At 57.0% G+C, this 18357-nt stretch carries 14 protein-coding genes, 1 tRNA gene, 1 pseudogene and 1 riboswitch; of the genes and pseudogenes, 4 read left to right on the top strand and 12 right to left on the bottom strand.

From position 1 onward, the window contains the following. Positions 1-10 precede the first annotated feature (10 nt). From J2S70_RS05495 to dcd, 9 genes are all read right to left on the bottom strand, one after another. A complete protein-coding gene (locus J2S70_RS05495; RefSeq protein ID WP_307682732.1) occupies positions 11-1015 on the bottom strand; it encodes a thiamine ABC transporter substrate-binding protein in 1005 nt (334 codons plus the stop codon). Between the two features lie 56 nt (positions 1016-1071). Beyond that, a riboswitch (TPP riboswitch) is annotated at positions 1072-1175 on the bottom strand. 90 nt (positions 1176-1265) lie between these two features. Next, positions 1266-1508, bottom strand: a complete 243-nt coding sequence (locus J2S70_RS05490) for a DUF4235 domain-containing protein (RefSeq protein ID WP_307682731.1) — start codon at positions 1506-1508, stop codon at positions 1266-1268. Between the two features lie 94 nt (positions 1509-1602). Continuing rightward, entirely contained in the window at positions 1603-1962 is a 360-nt protein-coding gene (gene mnhG / locus J2S70_RS05485) for a monovalent cation/H(+) antiporter subunit G (RefSeq protein WP_307682730.1), read from the bottom strand. Then, on the bottom strand, positions 1959-2336 hold the full coding sequence (locus J2S70_RS05480; RefSeq protein WP_307682729.1) for a monovalent cation/H+ antiporter complex subunit F: 378 nt from the start codon (positions 2334-2336) through the stop codon (positions 1959-1961). Before J2S70_RS05480 ends, mnhG begins: the two co-directional genes overlap by 4 nt. Next, positions 2333-3097 (bottom strand): Na+/H+ antiporter subunit E, encoded by a 765-nt coding sequence (locus J2S70_RS05475; protein WP_307682728.1) that lies wholly within the window; start codon positions 3095-3097, stop codon positions 2333-2335. Before J2S70_RS05475 ends, J2S70_RS05480 begins: the two co-directional genes overlap by 4 nt. Beyond that, the gene (locus tag J2S70_RS05470) at positions 3090-4697 is read right to left on the bottom strand and encodes a Na+/H+ antiporter subunit D (protein ID WP_307682727.1); all 1608 of its coding nucleotides are present in this window, start codon (positions 4695-4697) and stop codon (positions 3090-3092) included. Before J2S70_RS05470 ends, J2S70_RS05475 begins: the two co-directional genes overlap by 8 nt. Further along, positions 4694-5209, bottom strand: coding sequence for a Na(+)/H(+) antiporter subunit C (locus tag J2S70_RS05465; protein ID WP_307682726.1), 516 nt, complete (start codon positions 5207-5209; stop codon positions 4694-4696). The genes J2S70_RS05470 and J2S70_RS05465 overlap by 4 nt, the downstream gene beginning before the upstream one ends. Then, on the bottom strand, positions 5206-8589 hold the full coding sequence (locus J2S70_RS05460) for a Na+/H+ antiporter subunit A (RefSeq protein ID WP_307682725.1): 3384 nt from the start codon (positions 8587-8589) through the stop codon (positions 5206-5208). The genes J2S70_RS05465 and J2S70_RS05460 overlap by 4 nt, the downstream gene beginning before the upstream one ends. A 96-nt stretch (positions 8590-8685) precedes the next feature. Further along, positions 8686-9282 (bottom strand): dCTP deaminase, encoded by a 597-nt coding sequence (gene dcd / locus J2S70_RS05455; RefSeq protein ID WP_307682724.1) that lies wholly within the window; start codon positions 9280-9282, stop codon positions 8686-8688. A gap of 111 nt (positions 9283-9393) precedes the next feature. On the opposite strand from dcd, the gene J2S70_RS05450 reads away from it, so the two are divergent. Next, a tRNA-Gly gene (locus tag J2S70_RS05450) sits at positions 9394-9467 on the top strand. Between the two features lie 244 nt (positions 9468-9711). Next, positions 9712-10017: a hypothetical protein gene (locus J2S70_RS05445; protein ID WP_307682723.1), complete on the top strand. Its 306-nt coding sequence runs from the start codon at positions 9712-9714 to the stop codon at positions 10015-10017. Here the strand turns inward: J2S70_RS05445 and J2S70_RS05440 are convergent. The 3 genes and pseudogenes from J2S70_RS05440 to J2S70_RS05430 form a co-directional block, all read right to left on the bottom strand. Next, a pseudogene (locus J2S70_RS05440) lies at positions 10014-11238 on the bottom strand (tryptophanase). The gene J2S70_RS05445 and the pseudogene J2S70_RS05440 sit on opposite strands and share 4 nt — an antisense overlap. A gap of 386 nt (positions 11239-11624) precedes the next feature. Beyond that, entirely contained in the window at positions 11625-12605 is a 981-nt protein-coding gene (locus tag J2S70_RS05435) for a potassium channel beta subunit family protein (protein ID WP_307682722.1), read from the bottom strand. 22 nt (positions 12606-12627) lie between these two features. Next, positions 12628-13683 carry an LLM class flavin-dependent oxidoreductase gene (locus J2S70_RS05430; protein ID WP_307682721.1) on the bottom strand — a complete coding sequence of 352 codons (1056 nt, stop codon included), beginning with the start codon at positions 13681-13683 and terminating at the stop codon, positions 12628-12630. Positions 13684-14530: 847 nt separating this feature from the next. Between J2S70_RS05430 and J2S70_RS05425 the strand changes: the two genes are divergently transcribed. Next, positions 14531-16720, top strand: coding sequence for an MSCRAMM family protein (locus J2S70_RS05425; protein ID WP_307682720.1), 2190 nt, complete (start codon positions 14531-14533; stop codon positions 16718-16720). Positions 16721-16781: 61 nt separating this feature from the next. Next, on the top strand, positions 16782-18302 hold the full coding sequence (locus J2S70_RS05420; protein ID WP_307682719.1) for a SpaH/EbpB family LPXTG-anchored major pilin: 1521 nt from the start codon (positions 16782-16784) through the stop codon (positions 18300-18302). Positions 18303-18357 lie beyond the last annotated feature (55 nt).

The following is an 18357-nucleotide window of genomic DNA, read 5'->3' as shown; positions in this document are numbered from 1 at the left end:
GCCTTCGCACCTAGTTATGCGCTTCGAAGAGCCGAGTCCACTCATCCTGCCAAGTTTGGCGATGTGTGGCGACAAGCGCGGGATCCAAAACTATCGAATCGTCCGGTTGCTGGGCATACGCTACCCATTCTTGTGGCAGTGGCACATCTGCGACGGGGTACATGAACATTGTTTCCGGAATTTCGGACTGAAACTCCTCCCCAACCATAAAATCGATCAGCATCCGCGCGCCTTCAGGGTTTGGTGCTCCCGCTACAACTCCTGCGTATTCCACCTGGCGGATACAGGTTCCCTCAATGATGTCGAAAGCTCCACCACCGGCGGCGGGGCTTGATGCATAGGAAAGCACGAGCGGATAGTCACCATCGGAGATTGAAAAGTCCGTGTAAAAAGCAGTGGACCAAGAATCGACCACTTTAGTTTCGTTATCTAGCAACGCCTGCCAATATTCCTGCCAGTTCTCCATTTCCACAGCTGTTGCGGCCAAAAAGGCGAACCCCGGGCTGGAAAGTACGGGATTTGTTACAACCAGAAGGCCTTCATATTCCGGATTGGTTAAATCTTTGAACGAATCAGGAAGTGCCAGGTTTCGTTTTTCGAAATAGGCGGTATCGACGTTGACGCACACATCACCCCGGTCAACTGCTGTCAGCCCATCTATTCGGAGCGCCGCATCCGGATCATTTTCCGGTATGTAATTCTCGATGATGCCCTCGTCAATCACTCGCCCGGCGGAGAGGGTATCAACTCCGAATACGGCGTCGGCAGTCGGATTTGCTTTATTGAGGATAAGCTGGTTGAGCACCATACCCGTATCACCTGGCGAGGTAATTTGGAGCGTCAAACCGGACTGTTTTTCGAATGCCGCCCGCGCCTCGTCGCTAATAACGAATGAATCGTGGGTCAAAAGAGTTACGGTCTCGCCAGTACTTGATCGGCCAATTGCGGAGCAGGAACCGAGTGCTCCAAGCAGCAGTACTGTGAAAACTCGTGTTAAAAGGCGCGTTGCCTTCATGGATCCTCCCTCCGGGAGGGCCCGCGTCGCGCGTAGCAGTGGATGCCGGGCAACGTGGGGAGAGAAACTCGACTTCCTTCGCCGGTCCTAACCGGAGCAGGTTCGAGGGTCTGCGGCCTATCCGCACTCTCAGCGCCTATGCGCTCCCCTGTCGTTGCTAGGCACTATAGCAGATAGGGCTCACAAGTGCGGTTACTTCGGGCGGTCAGGCTTGATCCCTCGTAGCCCGCACTTGTGAGCCCCTCAGCGCCTAATCGTTCCCGTACCACTGAGCGGCTTTACGCTTCAGCAAAGTGGTGATGGTGGCGTGTACCACGGCAGTAATAACGGTGAAGAGGACAACTTCCTTGACGGGCAAGCTTTCCATTTCGTCATCATCTTTGGGCCGGGACTTACCCAATCCCTTTTCCCAGACCTGCCCGGCAGCTGTATTAGCCGCTGCACCGGCAGCGGCGGTAATACCCATGCTGATGAGCTTCCAACCAATATTCATCTTGCCTCCAAAAGATCGTGACGCCTTCCATTATCGTCGCCAGCGGGCCACGTGTCACGCCCCATCTGGGCTTCAATCGTGCCAGCGGCGTTTGCTAGTCGCCCTCTTCACCGCGTGCAATATCTTCTCCTAGCTCATCGAGCACGAGCTGGCTGCGATCGATGCGATCAGTGCGGTAGCCAGCACGAGCCATCATGTGGGCAGATATTGGCGAACTCACGAGCTGAAATCCAATCACGAGCATCATGGTCCACGTCATTGACGCCTCGCGAACCATGAGTGATACACCAACCATGAGCATGATCAGCGAGAACACCTGCGGCTTGGTTGCCACGTGCTGGCGGGCAAGAAGATCGTTATATCTAAACGCTCCGATGGCGGCAATGAGGGTGAAGATGGAGCCTGCCACAATGAGGACTATGCCAACGACGTCTGCTATTATTTCCCAGTTCACGAGCCACTCCCATTCTCGAGCGCATCCACCTCGTGTTTCACAGCCGCGCTATCGGGGTGGACCTTTTGGGCAGGTTCATCGTGCTGCGTATCTTTCCAGAAGGTCCGCTTCGCACTCGGATCGACCGGGGTGATGAAACGGGCCAGAGTCATCGACCCCACGAAACCAACAAGTGAGAGCACGATGAAAAGTGCCAGCAAATCCGATCGTCTCGTCAGTGCGGCCAGCAGAGCCACCGAGCCAATCAAAATAGAAGAGATCATGTCGACAGAGACCATGCGGTCAAGCGATGTGGGACCTTTCACGGCTCGAGCTGTGACTAGGAGGGCCGCAATGACGAGCATGAGCATGCATGCACCTAGAACGTAAATCATTCCTCCACCTCCGCCTGCAGGATATTGCCCGCAATGCGTTGTGTGCGCTCGTGGCGTTCTTCGCGCTTAGATTCTTGAACACGAGCCAGTTCTTCGGCTTCCGAAACCGGTTGCTCAATCGGCTTGCCGGTAGCCGGAGCGTACGGTGTTGGTAGGCGCCCAGCTCGCGGCGTGGCACCCGGCACGAAGCCAGCGTCCACAAGCTCATCGTGCGACGCAAAGGCACGTAGCACTCGTTCTTCAAGCTCCAGCACCGTCTTGTGTACGCCTTCAATCCCTCCGGCCAGGCGCGTATCGAACACGTGCACGTATATCGTTCCGGTTACGCGGTGCGCTTCAACGACGACGGAACCCGGCACGAGCGCGGTCATTCCGGAAATCATCGAAAGATACACATCAGAGTGGGAACGCAGATGGATACGGATGATGGCCGCCTGCGGTTGGCCACCCGTCAAAATGAACTTTCCCTGTTGGAAGGAGGAGACGAGAATATCCCAGAAGAATCGTAGCGCGAGATGGGCTACACCCATGGGTCTGAAGCGCCCGTCGAACGGTGTGGCAGGGAATGGCGCCACCGTGGTTACAAACAGTGCGACGAGTAGGCCGCCAAGGAAGTTGCCGGCCGTAAGGTCTCCCCACAGCAACACCCAAACGAACATGAGCCACATGAGCATTCCGGCGGAAGCATGGGGGAAGCGCCCGGGACGGCGGGTTACCCGGTGGATGGCCCGGGCGGATTTACTCCACTGAGGTCTATCCATGGGTGCCTCCTTCGTCCGGGGTAGGTGCCCAGTCGGGCGCCTCCGTGTCCTCAACCTCCGGGAGGTCCTCGCCCTCAACGCGCGGGCTTTCACCCGTACCGCGCCCGTCTTCGGGCAGTACTGCCACAATGTAGGGGCTGCGCGACTTGAGCTCGACCGCAGCGCCTTCAGTGAACTGGTTGATTGGGCCTGCCCAGAACGAAATGAACAGTGAAATTGCTACGAGACCACCTGCAGAGGCTGTCATTCCCCATGGGATCGGCTTTTCGGGAAGCGGCTCCGGCGCGGTCTGCCAAAACGCCATATTCCACGCACGAGATACCGCGTACAGGGTCAGAAGCGACGAAATAATTCCCGCCGCGATCAGTAGCCAGTCAATCCATGCCAAGCGGTCAATCGACGCCTGGATCAGTCCCACCTTGCCGAAGAAGCCCGAGCCTGGGGGGATGCCCGCCAGATTCAAGGCTGGCACGAGGTAAAGCGCAGCTAGCACGGGGGCGAGCTTAGCCAGTGAGCCAAGCCGGACGAGCGACGTCGTTCCGCCCCTCCGTTCGATCAGTCCAACAACGAGGAACAGCGCCGTTTGAACGGTGATGTGGTGGACGGCGTAGTAGATCGTCGCTCCAAGCCCTGCCACTGTCGCAATGGAGATTCCCCACATCATGTAGCCGATGTGGGAGACCAGCGTGAATGACAGCAGCCGCTTGATGTCCTGCTGCGCCACCGCACCTAGGATGCCCATGATCATCGTCGCCACGGCGATCAGGCCGAGAACGATCGAAAGCCTGTTGTTGGGGAAGAGGAGGGTCTGCGTGCGGATGATCGTGTACACGCCTACCTTCGTCAGAAGGCCGGCAAACACCGCGGTCACGGGCGCTGGGGCAGTTGGGTAGGAATCGGGCAACCAGGCCGATAGCGGGAAGACGGCGGCCTTAATGCCAAAGCCCACAAGCAGCATCACTTGAATAATCAAGCGCACAGTCGGATCGATTTCTGGCAGACGCAGCGCCAATTGCGCAAGATTCACGGTTCCCGCAGCCGCGTAAGCAAGCGCAATTCCAATCAGGAAGATCACCGAGGAAATCAGCGAAACTACCACGTAAACAGTTCCCGAACGGATCCGTTCGCGCGTGCCACCCAACGTAATCAGCACGAACGAAGCAACGAGTAATAGCTCGAAGCCGACGTAGATATTGAACAAATCACCGGACAGGAACGCGTTGGAAACGCCTGCGGAGAGCAGCAAAAACGCGGGATGGTAGACGGCAATCGGCGCGGCGTCGTCGCCGTCAGCGGCGCCCTGGGCCAAGGAATATAACAAAACCGTGAGGGTTACAGTCACCGAGGTCAGCAGCATGATCGACGACAGGCGGTCGGCCACGAGGGAAATACCTACCGGGGCCGCCCACGATGCTACGTCGAGCACCACCGGGCCCTTGGTCGACTGGTAGAGAAGCACCGCCGCCACCGCCCACACGATGGCAAGTACGCCCGCTGACAGCCAGCCCTGCATGCGGCGTACAGAGGCGAATGCGAGCGAGAGCCCCGCGCCAAAAATCGGAAGGGCGACGGGTAGGGCAACGAGGAAAGTCCAGGTCACTTAGTCTCCTCCCTATTGCGTGGCCGGTCATGAACCGGGTCGATCGTCCCGGCAAGTTCGTGATCTTCGAATTCACCTTCGGTTTCATCATGCGCTTCGACCGAGTCGGTGGCGAGGTCAGTTGCGCCGTCTGCGCGGGCGTCGAATTCTTCCTCACCTTCGCGCTTGGCGATCCGGCGATCTTCCAAGTCGTCTTGCACTTCGTCATTACCGTTGAGCTGCCAGGATCGGTAGGCCATGGCCAGCATAAATGCGGTGGTGGCTAGCCCGATAACGATCGCGGTGAGCATCATGGCCTGCACGAGCGGGTCTGACATGTCTTCTTTTTCGGCCGCGCCCACCAGCGGCGGCTCACCAGAGGGCCCACCCGCGATCAAGAACAGAATGTTTACACCGTTGGTGATTGCGGACATGCCAAGGATGATCCGCGAGAACGATCTTTCGAGCACGAGGTATATTCCCACCGCGACTAACCCGCCAGCGAGAAGTGCGAGAGCAAAAGATGAGGTCACGAGCTTTCCTCCTCATCCGTCACGGCTTGCATGCCGCTGGTCGTTTCCGGGTCGGTTGCCACGGTGGTTAAGCCTGTCTTTGGATCCACGGTTTCCTCTTCAAGGTCGACGACGTCGGGCTGAGCGTCTTTCACCGCTTCGGCAGCTTCGAGAGCCTGGCGCTGGGCCTGGTCGGAAACCTCGGGCGAATCGGGATCATGTTCAACGGGCGACGAGGGCGCTGCGACTGCGGCATCAGCCTGCGTTTCGGTCCCTTCAGCGCTACCTTCCGCTGCCCGAGAGCCCACCAAAGCAAGTTCTTGTTCGCGCGCATCGGCGCGATCCTTGCCGTGCACATGTTCGCGCTTTTCGTCAGCGTCAAAGTCGCGTGCTTCGCGAGCGTCAGTGGTTTCACGGCGCTCGTCTTGGGAAGGACGGATCTCGTAGTCCTCCTCGTCAAGTCCCTCAACTTCGCCGTGCCGATCGATCTCAGCGCCGAGCGAGCGCAAGATATCCAAAATCAGACCAACGACGACGAGGTAGACGCCGATGTCGAAGAACACCGCAGTCGCGATCGCTACTTCGCCGAAGCCCCACAGGTTCACGATGATCTTGGCCGACTGAAGGATCGTGCCTCCCAGCAACACGGGTGTCACGGCGGAGATTCCCGCGACGACTAGGCCCGCTCCCATCAGGTGGCCGGGATGCAGTGGCACGGCCGCGCCGAGCTCGTAACGTCCGCCGGCAACATATCGCAGCACGAGGGCGATACCTGCGAGCAGACCGCCCGCGAATCCGCCACCTGGCGCGTTGTGGCCGGAGAACAGGAAGAACACGGACACGATCATGATCGTGTGGAAGATCAATCGGGTGCCGACTTCGAGAATGACGGATCTGCGCCAGAAGGGCAGTTGGTCAGTTCCTTCCAGCCAGCGTCGGTTGCGCCCTGGCGAGGTCACTGCCGGCTCAACTCGGCGCGTGCGCCCCGCACGCTTGAACGGGCTCTCGACGTCGCGTGACGTGCGAATAACTTGACCTGCAACATTGGTAAGCGGTGCTTGCAAGTTTCGGAATCGATCGATTCTACCGCCGCGGTCCCGGATGAACAGGAGCGAGGAAATACCGATTGCGGCCGCCACGACCACTGAGATTTCACCCATTGTGTCCCACGCCCGAATATCGACGAGTGTGACGTTAACGATGTTCTTGCCGTAGCCGTACTGATAGGCCTCATCGTGGAAAAATAGCGATATCGGTTCGTGCACCCGAGCGCCCGCGGCGAGCACGCCGACAACGGCTGTCATAGCACCGAACAGCCCCGCCAACCCGATACGCCACATGCGTGAAATACGCAGCGGACGGTTCGAGAAATATTGGGGCAACCGGCGCAGAACAAGGATGAAAACAACGAGCGACATGGTTTCAACCAGCACCTGCGTCAGCGCTAGATCCGGCGCACCGTACAGTTCGTATGTGAGTGCGACCCCATATCCCGAGATTCCCATCAGGAGAACGGCTTTTAGCCGGTGCCGGGCGCGAGCGGCCAGCACGGCCGCGAGGACTGTGACGGCGACGACGAACATCTGCGCAATTGAATCGTAGGCCCGCAGGTGGATCATTCCCGTGATGTCACCAACGAGCAGCACGATACCTACCGAGCCCACCGTGAAGGTAAAGATCGTCGATAGGTATGCGGGCAATGACCCTCTCTGGGTGAATGCCGTTGCTCGCCCGGAAAGGTTGTCCAGCCCATCCAACATGTGATGGTAGGTGGCATCCGCTGCAATCGGGAAGTGCCGGTTTCCAAGCGTACGCTCGAGTGGGCCACGAGCGGCAAAGATCGCGGCGCCCGCAGCCAGAATAACCAGCGTCAACACGAACGGCACGCCAAAACCAGGCCACGCTACGAGGTGACCGGCCTCCCCCGGGATCTTTTGGGCGTGCGGCGAAAGAACGGCGTCGAGCCAATGCGCTCCGATGCCAAAGACGAGGCCGCCGAGCGAGAGTCCGACAACCGGGGTGGTCATGATCCACGAACGCTTCTTCACCTTGACGTCCGCAACCCCATCCTTATTGGCGAAGGCACCCCACCAAAAACGCAGTGTGTAGGCAGCTGTGAATGCCGAACCCACGGCGATTGCGATAAGCGTGATGGTATCGACGAGGCCTGCGCCCACGAGCGCATGCAACGCAGCTTCTTTGGCGACGAAGCCTGCAAATCCTGGGAAACCGGCCATAGATAGCCCGGCGAGTGCAGCAGCTGTGCTGGTGATCGGCATTTGGCGGCCAAGCCCGGAAAGCTCGCGCAGGTCACGCGTTCCGGTGGCCCAGTCCACCTGACCAACAGCCAAGAAGAGCGTGGACTTGAACATTGAATGGGCAACTAACATCCCCAGGCCTGCCAGCAACATGGCGGGCGTGCCGTAGCCAACCATGATCATGATCAGACCCAGCTGCGAGACGGTACCAAAGGCGAGAACCAGTTTGAGATCGTGTTGCTTCAGCGCTCGGTAACCGCCGAGCAAGAGCGTGCCGATACCTCCGATAAGGATCATCCAACGCCAGGCCGCTATGTCCGAGAAACCGGGAGCGAGCCGGGCGACCAGGTAAACGCCTGCCTTGACCATGGCCGCAGCGTGCAGGTAGGCCGACGTAGGTGTTGGGGCAGCCATCGCTGCCGGCAACCAAAAGTGGAACGGAATGATCGCTGATTTACCCATCGCGCCGAGCAAAATGAGAACCACGGCGGCGACGATCACGCCCGAAGGAGTCGAGTTTGCGGCAATCGGCGCGACGCCGAGCGTGCCAGCTTGCGCCGATTCGATCAGCTCCGTCAGCGAATAGGAGCCGCCAGGGATATTGCCGAGCGTGATAATGCCGACCAACATGGCCAAGCCGCCGAACGTCGTCGTGATAAAAGCCTGGCCGGCCGCACGCCTCGAGGAACGCTTTTCGTAATTGAAACCGATGAGCAGGAAGGAGAAGACCGAGGTCAACTCCCAAAACAGGTACAGGGCAAGCGTGTTATCGGTTGTGACCAAGCCGAGCATTGCGCCGGCGAAGGCGACAAACACGCCGGCAAAACGCCCCATTCCTGATGCGGCCGCAGAGAAGTACCGCGAACAATAAAACAGGACGGCAGCTCCCACGCCCGTCACGATGAGCGACATCACCCACGCCAGGTGATCGAGTCTGAAGGTGAGCTCAAGGCTCAGCTGCGGAACCCAAGCCCAAGATTCTGTGGGAAAATCCCCCGAGAGCACCCGCGAGCCCTGCATCGCCAAGAAGACGAAGGAAGCTAACGGAATCAGTGACAAAATCACGTAGCCGAGCCTGCCGCGCCGCATGATAATGGGCGCCGCAAGAGCGCCTATCGCGAAGGCGGCTAACAAAATCAGCATGATGCTCCCGATATGTTGTTCCGGTGTCTCCACCATCCTAAAGAAAGCGACACCGAAAGTCGCTCCGTCTCATTCCTTTCAGACGAATCTCACGCGCTAGTCGCTGAAGTTGTGGTCCGAGACGTCGATGCGATGGAAGTTCAAATCGGAACGCGATGCCGTTGGGCCGCGCTGGCCCTGATAGCGCGAACCGTGTGCGCCCTGGCCGTAGGGAGCCTCGGCCGGTGAACTCAGCTGGAAGAAGCAGAACTGGCCAATCTTCATGCCGGGGAAGAGCATGATTGGCATGGTCGCAGTGTTGGACAGTTCGAGTGTCACGTGACCCGAGAACCCAGGGTCGATAAAGCCAGCGGTCGAATGCGTGAGCAGGCCGAGCCTGCCCAAGCTGGACTTGCCTTCGAGCCGGGCGGCGACGTCGCCGGCCAGCGTGACCTGTTCGTAGGTGGAGCCGAGTACGAACTCGCCGGGATGGAGAACGAGGTGACCGTCGGCGGGGACTTCCACAAGGCGGGTGAGCTCGGGTTGGGGCTGCGACGGATCGATCATCGGATATTTGTGGTTGTCGAAGAGGCGAAAGAAGCGGTCGAGGTGAATGTCGATCGATGAGGGCTGGACCATCTGCGGATCCCACGGATCGAGCGCGATTTTGCCCTGTTCGATGTACGTGCGGATATCGCGATCTGAAAGAAGCATGGCTCGATTCTCTCACGGGCCGATTACCCGTGCAGAAAGTTATTGCTTGCGCAGGGCGATGTTGGACGGTTTTGGCAGTCGAGACCGAAATTCTCTATGATCATGTCACCGGCGGGTGTAGTTCAATGGTAGAACTGCTGCTTCCCAAGCAGCCGGCGCGAGTTCGATTCTCGTCACCCGCTCCACGTTTGCACCGGCCAAAGCCTTAGCTCCCCGGCCCGGCGACCATTTGTTGTGAGAAAAAGCCGATTTTCGCCTCTTTTGTTGATCAAAATCCTCAGATTCACAACAAATGGCCGAGTGTGATGGTCAGGTGCCTGTACGATGTCCTTTTAGTCCAATCGCGAATGTCTACCACCTAGGAAAACCATACAAAACTACGAACTTGACTACGGCTGGGCGTGGGGGCCGAAGAATTTCGGCGACCCCGTGACCTTACGCGCCCACCTTGAGTTTACTGACAGCAAGACCGCAGACACCGCTGTTACGAAGTTCTTGGACATCCTCATCGCCGAGAACGGTTTTCCCGGTAGCGGCGGGTGGGTAGCCCGCACGCTCACTCCTGACCCATCGGCAACCAGCCGGATCATCGACTTCACGGCCGGCGGGCAGGACGTCGCAGATGCCATCAGCTACGCAGCCGAAGACGCCGTCGCCCACTTTGGCACCTTCGAAGGAACGAGCGTGCGCTGGGAACAGCTACCGTACGCCGACGGCTCCGCCGGCCGGCGCTAGAGCGAATCGCCAAAATCTTCGCGGAACTTTTTCACCAGCTGGTTGGGCCAATCTGAGAGCGGACGCATACGGCCGTAAAAGAAGCGCAGGATCTCCGGCTCTTCCTCCCATTCGAGACCCCTAATCATCTCGCGGTTGTCGTATAACCACTTCACCCGGTCAATCAGGTAGTTCACCTGTGAAAGAGTGAAAACGCGGCGCGGCATCGCAAGCCGCACCAGCTCCATGTTGGCGAGCGGTTCGACGCCGTCGGCGTCACGTTCTTCGGACATCGTCCCGCGCTCCATGCCACGCACGCCAGATGCCAAGTACAGCGCGGCGTTCAAAGCTCCCGCCGGATATTCTCGCTGATCGAGGTGGTCAACGAACTCCATTGCATTCAGGTGAGCTCCTAGACCGCCGGCGGGCTTAACAACCGGTACGCCGCGCTGGTCCAGCTCCCGCACCGCGTACTCGATGAACTGCGGGCCATGGGAAATCATGTCGTAGTCCATCGTTTCCTCGAGACCAACCGTGATCGCTTCCATTTCACGCACCGACATTCCACCATAGGTAAGGAAGCCTTCGAACATCGGCACAAGGCCACGCATCCGCTTATAGGCATCTTCATCGCGAATAAGAATGCCACCGCCACGGCCAAAGCCGAGCTTGCGAGCCGAGAAATAGAAGATGTCACAAGCATCCGCAATCGCGCGGGCGATCTCGCGGATAGACATATCCGCGGCCTGCTCTTCGCGTTTCTTAATGAAGTAAAGGTTGTCCTGAAGCAGTGAGGCGTCGAGCACAAGTGGCACGCCGAATTCTTGGCAGAGCATGGACTTCTCGGAGGTTTTCAAGCGAGAAAGGCTGGCCGCCAATCAGGTTTGTGCCCGCTTCCATTCGCACCACCGGCACCGACGCATCTGACTCGAGCAACTCACGCAGCGCATCAGTGTCCATATTGCCCTTGAACGGGTGGTCAATCTTTACGTCGATGCCTTCGGGGCGCAAATACTCCACCACCGTGCCGCCATTGGCAACAATGTGCGCCTTGGTGGTTGTGAAGTGGTAATTCATCGGCACGAAGTCGCCCGGGCTCACGTAGGTCGAGAAAATGATGTTTTCGCACGCACGCCCCTGGTGAGCTGGCAAGAAATAGTCCATGCCAAAAAGCTCAGTAACCTTGTCCTCCAATCGGAAGTACGTGGCTGAACCGGCATAGGCATCATCCGCGTTAAGCATCGCAGCCTGCTGTTCTTGACTCATGGCGTTCACGCCTGAATCGGTCAGCATGTCTAGGAAGACGTCCTTGTTCTTTAGCAAAAAGGTGTTAAACCCAGCGCCCTCTATTGCCGCCAAACGCTCCTCGATGGGCAACAAGTGCAACTTCTGAATAATACGCACCTTGTGCATTTCAAGTGGAAACTGCTGATCCCCGTAAAACGAAACGTTGGCCATCTGGATTCCTCTTCGATAGATGCCCATTTACCCTAGCGAAGTTTGGTTCGCTTGCATCGGGGTGTCCATTATTGATTGGAACTTCGCACAGCCGAAAATATGCGGGACGATCCCTGACAGATCTTGGCATATACGAAGATCGTTTAGGAATCGTCCCTCAAATGTCCAGACTACCTCGGGAAAACTTCCTCGATTCGGGCCTTCACTTCAGGTGTCAGCCGCTCCAAAGCGTTGAGCGCACCGAGGTTTTCGTTCAGCTGCTCGGGCGAGGAGGCACCGAGGATCACTGTGGATACGTGCGGGTTCGACGCCGTCCACGCGAGTGCAAGCTGAGCCATCGTCACGTCAAGCTCACCTGCAATCTGCGCGAACTTCTTGACCTGTTTGACACTGTTTTCGGCGTCCTGAACCAAACCGGTGTGCCCGTCAATCGTCGCACGCGAGCCTTCTGGCACGCCTTCTAGGTACTTGCCAGTCAAAATCCCACCGGCGAGCGGGCTAAACGTGGTGAGGCCGAGGCCGATATCCTCGTAGAGCCTTCGATATTCGTCTTCGACTCGCCTGCGATTGAGGAGGTTATATTGGGGCTGTTCCATCACGGGTTTGCGCAAGTTGCGCTTGTCCGCGATTTCCCAGGCCGCGCGGATTTCATCCGCGCTCCATTCTGACGTGCCCCAATAAAGGGCCTTTCCGGACTCGACCATATCGCTCATCGCATACACGGTTTCCTCAATGGGAGTGTGCGGATCGGGCCGGTGGCAATAAACCAAGTCAACAAAATCTAGGCCTAAACGCTCCAAAGAACCGTCGATACCCTGCAACAGGTATTTGCGATTGAGCGTGTTCTCCATGTTTGGCATGGCGCCGTTGATGCCCCAGAAGAACTTCGTGGAAATTACGTATTCGTGGCGTTTCCAGCCCAGTTCCCGGATCGCCTGGCCCATGATTTCTTCGGATTTGCCGCCGGCGTAACGCTCGGCATTGTCGAAGAAATTCACGCCGGCCTCAGCGGCAGCCTGGAGCTGCTCCTTGGCGATCCCGGTGTCAACCGAGTTCCCAAACGTCACCCACGAACCGAAACTGAATTGAGAAACTTGCAAACCGGCCGCTCCTAGCCGGTTATATGGCATCTGCGGTAGTTGAGTTGTCATGCACCCACGCTACACCGGATCGCTAAGGCGCGACTAGCCCCTCCGTGTTCGGAATCCAGCCGAGCTCTGGGGCCACATGCTCCGCAAAGTTTTGCAAGATCCGCAGGTTAGGCTCCACCCCTAACTGATTGGGGATCGTGATCATCAGCGTATCGGCGGCAGCGATGGCCGGATCGGCTTTGAGCTGTTCAACCAAGACGTCGGGTTCGGCGGCATACGTGCGTCCGAAGGTCGTCTTGGTCTCCCCTTCGATGTAACCGATTTGGTCTTCGTCGGAGGCGAGCAGGCCAAACTGTTGATGATCCTCCTCGGAAACGATCGGGAAAATCGACCGGGAAACAGACACGCGTGGCGTCCAGTCGTGGCCGGCTTCTTGCCATGCCTCGCGGTATACCCGTATTTGTTCTGCTTGCAGTTCACCTAGCGAGCTACCATCGGCCTCTGAAACGAGTGTTGAGGACATAAGGTTCACCCCGTCTCGGGCGGCTTGCTGCGCAGTTTTATTTGTTCCAGATCCCCACCACACACGCTTTTCCAGGCCTTCCGAGTGCGGGAAGATCGGAAGCGCAGTCCCTGGCTGGTACATGCGCGGGTACTGCTCCTCAAGTGGCGCCGCTTCCGCTATGCCATAGCCGCGGATGGCCGCAAGAAATAGCTCGAACTTCTTACGTGCCATGTCCGCGCCGTTGGGCGCTTCGCCGGTGTATCCGAAGGCTTCCCAGCCTTTTTTAGCCGGTTCGGGTGAGCCACGTGAGAGCCCGAGCGCCAGGCGCCCGTCCGCCAAGAGATCGAGCGCCGCGGCTTCTTCCGCTAAATAGAACGGGTTTTCGTAGCGCATGTCGATCACGCCGGTACCCACCTCAATATTTTTTGTGGCACCGATGATAGCGCCAAGTAGGGGCATGGGCGAAGCGCCTTGCGGCGCAAAGTGATGGACGCGGAAGTAGGCGCCATTTACCCCGATTTCATCGGCCGCCTTTGCCAGTTCGAGTTGGGTATGTAAAGTATCGCGGGCGTTCATCCCGCGCTGGCCGGCAACAGCATGGTGCCCAAAACTAAGAAATCCAAAAGCCTTCATAGTTGAACCTTAAACCATTTTCGTTTGGGTGTACACACCTAGCGACGGCCCGGCCGTGGCGCAGATTGAGCTCAAGCACACGCGGCGACCTTCACCGGCGTTAATGTCGAAATGTCAATTATTGAAATCTCGCAACTAGTTCTGTAAACTCACCTTCTCGTGTGTGCCTTCGTGCCCGAAACGCACCAAAGGGCTCTGTTAGATTTTAAAATTTTAGGAACACCCATGAACAAAGCGCGATTTAAACCGCACAACGTGCGGCTAAGGAGAACCCTTCTCGTAATTCTTAGCACTGCATTCACTTTCGTTTACGTGTATGGGGCAAGCCTTCCACCGTCTGTAGCGGTTGGCTTGCAAGATAGCGACCCCCCCCCCGAGCACATCCAGCGTTGAAGAACCAGTTGAGCGCGAGGATCCACCTAAAGCGATACCGGATCCGGATTCGCTCGAGACCGACACACCACCTGACAGGAGCTTCCGTGAGGATTCCGAACTAAATCTTCCTGCTAGCCCAGATCTTGAGTTGAGCCCCGAAGACGACTTTCAACCACGCGCTGCTCGATCTGGTCGCCAAAGAGGCGCCGACGAACTCAATCCACGTAGCGGTTTAATGTTCTCTCTTGGACATGATGGCACAGTGTATCAACGACAGACTGCTGGGGTCATTTCCGGAGATCATTCCGAAACTGATGACGATTACGTGGGAACCTTTCACAACAACTCTTACCCAAATTGGACTAATCGCCAGTGGAACGCACTAGGATATGACGAGGAAAACAACACACTATATGCGGTGTATCGGAGGTTTCAGAGCGGCAGGCACTCACTGCGAGTAGCAAAATTAGACTTGAGGCAAGAACATCCACAAGTTGAAGCTCTCGACGATAACTGGTGGACGATGAAAGCGCCGGTTAATATCGTCAGCGGAGCAATTAGTCCGAAAGATAAGCAGTTCTACTTCGGCGGATACCGCAGATCAAAAAACGCCGACAACACGGAGTTTGTGATCTACAGGTTTGACTCCAAAGATGCCAGAAAGCGCGAATACCTCCCAGTAGGCTATGTTGATTTGGGGCAGAATGTTGGCGGCCCTGCAGGAGGAGCCAACGGGGACATGGCCTTCGACCAGTCTGGGAACATGTATATTCTTGTAGCGTCTCCACCCATCGGCCAGTCTCCAGGAAAAGCTGAGCTCTTTACGGTGGGTCACGAGACCCTAGAAAGCCTCTCACCGGACACACAACTTCAGGCTTCGAATCTTAATCTTACCGGCGTCAATATCGCTGCCCATGGCTTAGCATTCGACTACCAGGGAAATCTTCATGTCCAAACAACCGGCAGTAAGAGCTTTTATTACAAAACTCGTGGGCTAAAGAAAATAGGCGAGGTTCAACATGTGCACGGGCAAACGACGAATCACTCAACTCGCCGTATGGTGACCGATCTTGCCAGCTCTGGCATACCCTATCCGGTTATTACTGTTCGGAAGGAGATCGATGGGCAGCGTCGCCTTCCTGATGATCAGTTCAGGATAAGTTACTCACTGGGCGGCACCGAAATTTCATCGAACACCACCGCAGGCAATTCCTCGGGCCCGCAGTTTAACCACCAAGTAGGTCCCTTCCCCGTCACACAAGACGGCGCTCTAGTGGTCAAGGAAGAAATGGCCCCCGGATCAACCTCAACTTTGGATGACTATCAGAAAACGTGGGTCTGCAAAGCGCTCGACTTCAAAGGCAATCAAAAGAAGTACGTCGAAGGCACTCAGGCGAGCTTAGAGCTTTACGACGCCACCGGCGTACCTATTCCTACTGGTGAACCAACCGATATTGCGCAGATCAACTGCACGATCACAAACACGCCGATTGGCGAAGTCACCTGGAATAAAGTGAACCAGGATGGCCACCCTCTTACCGGCGCGAAATGGACGATCGAAGAGGTGCATCCAACTACCGGCCAGCCAATACCGGGCGGATACTCCTACACAATCGATGACTGCACGGAAACGTGTGGCACGGGCCTAGGCACTGACCTTAATAGCGCATTGGCCGGATACGAGGTGAAGCTCGACGCGAGTAAAACCTACAGGCTCACCGAAGTAAAACCGCCAGAACACTATATGTTTGATCCAGACACACTAAAAGAGGGGCAAGAACACCCTCAATGGACAATCGATTTCAACGACGAGCATGGCGAACCACGCGCACTCGTTGAACTCGGTAAGATCAAAAATCTGAAATCGCAAACCATCACAATCGCCAAGATTGACGCGAATACGAAGGAGCCTCTAAAAGGTGTGGGCTTTCAACTGTGGGAAGACGTCAATAACAATGACCGTCTCGATCGTGGAGCAGACAAGAAGATTGGCGAACTAGCCTTAACAGACGACGACGGTAAGATCACGTGGAGCGGACCAAGCATTATTTCCGGACGCAAGTACCTTATCGAAGAAATCAAACCAGCAACTGGATATCAGGCGCTAAAAGAGCCGCACGTCGTCGTCGCACATGAATCTGATAGAGAAGAAACTATCGAAAATCACAAGCTTCCAGCCGCGTTCACGTGGGGCAAGATCAGTGCTGACAGCGCGGCTAATCCGGATTACCTGTCTGGTTCGCAGTGGGAGTATCGCTCGCGAACTCAGGGCGCCAGCTGGTCGCAATGGCAAGCCGTTGAGGATTGCGAAGCCAGATCCGTCTCCGCATGCAGCGGACCAGATCAGAATCCCGAAGCAGGAAAGTTCGAGATTGCCGGGCTCGACTGGGCGGCTGAATACGAGCTGCGCGAGGTCAAGGCGCCAGCCGGATACAAATTGGACCCCGAAAGCCGCACGATTACTTTCGATCCAAATAACACCGCTCAAAACGACGGCCGCGTGATCCGCATTGACCTCGGAAACATAGAAAACACAAAGGCCACCCCGCCCTCGCTGCCCTTCACAGGAGGAACAGCAACCACCACCTACATTGCGGCCGGAGGCCTCACACTGGCCCTCGCGGCGCTCACGGCGGCGATCGCAAAACGCCGCGCCCATTAAAACTTGCCTCCCCGAAAGCACTTCGGGCGAGGAAAGAACCTACATTTATGAAAGGAAAATTATGGCAGTCTCACACGCGAAGAAGGTCTTCGCACTGGCTACAGCTTTTGTGCTGGCGTTTATCGGGCTCGTGTTCGCCCCGACGTCGGCACATGCTCAGAACATCGACACAGACAAAGAAGGATCGGTGACTGTCCACAAGTACGACAGCACCGTAACCGGCCCTGGAACCGGCAACCCGAGCCACGACGGTCAAGAAATCTCCGGGCTGGATTCATCGAAGGCTCTGAAAGACGTTGAGTTTACTATCTACCGCGTTGACGATCTTGACCTGACCGCCGGTGACACGGCCGACTCGAAGCTGTGGGAAAACATCTCGGCAGCCACGGCCACCCCGGATGCCACGAAAGCTACGGTTGGTGGCACGCAATACGACCTGGTTCAGGTTGGGATAGAAAAGACCAAAACCGACGGATCAGCTAAATTCGACAACCTACCAGTCGGGCTTTACTACGTGGTGGAGACCGACGTCGGGCCGAACAATATTTCCAAAAAGGCTCAGCCTTTCTTCGTCTCCATTCCGCTTCCGCAAGGTGAACGCGGCTGGCTATACGATGTCCACACCTACCCGAAGAATGTTCTTGCAGATGATGGTAAGAAGGAAGTCAACACCGCGAGCAACGAGGCGCTTAAGGTTGGCGACAAGATTCCGTACACAATTACGCGTACCGCGCCGGCTTCCTCGACTGACAACCCACTGACTGCCTTCGGCGTGGTTGACCTTTCAGCAACCAACGTCACGTTCAACACGGATTCGGTGAAAGTGAGTGCAGGCGGCGTCGACCTCGACCCGCAAGAGTTTAAGGTCGAGTCCGAGGGCACGCGTGACGTCCGCGGTGAAACCCGCAACGCTTACCGGATTTCGGTGATCGGCGGCGGGCTTGAGAAAGTAGCAGGCAAAGAGGTCGTGTTCTCCTACGATGTCACCGTCAATTCACTCATTGAAAGCGGCGAGGTCAAGAATTCCTTCTACCCGCACACAAACGATTATGATCCTTTTGAGGCCAATGATCCGAACAATCCACCAATCGACCCGGAGAAAACTCCCTACTTTGGCGAATACCGTTTCAAGAAGACGGACTCCAATTCCGGTGCCGCGCTAAAGGATGCGACCTTCGCGGTTTACGCTACGGAAGATGATGCAAAGAATGGCACTAACCCGATCTACGAAGGTCTGACGTCTGGCGCTGATGGCGTTGTTAAGATCAATGGGCTCTACCTTGGCGAACACGCCAAAGAGCAGGCAAAGGGCACGATCACGAAGACGTTCTGGATCGCGGAAACTCAAGCTCCGGCCGGGTACAAGCTGATCACCAATGAGGTCAAGATCGACGTTAAAAACGGTACGTTCACAGACTCTGATCCGATCGGGCAGACGGTGCCGAACACCAAAGCTGATCAGCCCGATCTCCCGCTGACCGGTGCCGCAGGCATCGTAGTTCTCAGCCTTGCCGGAACGGCCCTTATCGGTGGCGGTATCTCACTGGGTGTGATCGCCTCACGCCGTAACCGCCGGGCATAGCGGATCACTGCGTGCTATACGGATAATCATCTAGGCGGTGCTCCCGGGCAGGTCA

Source organism: Trueperella bonasi, assembly GCF_030811535.1.
In the GTDB taxonomy this organism is placed as follows: domain Bacteria; phylum Actinomycetota; class Actinomycetes; order Actinomycetales; family Actinomycetaceae; genus Trueperella; species Trueperella bonasi.
The sequence above is the reverse complement of the archived record's forward strand: the minus strand, read 5'-3'. Positions and strand labels throughout refer to the sequence as shown.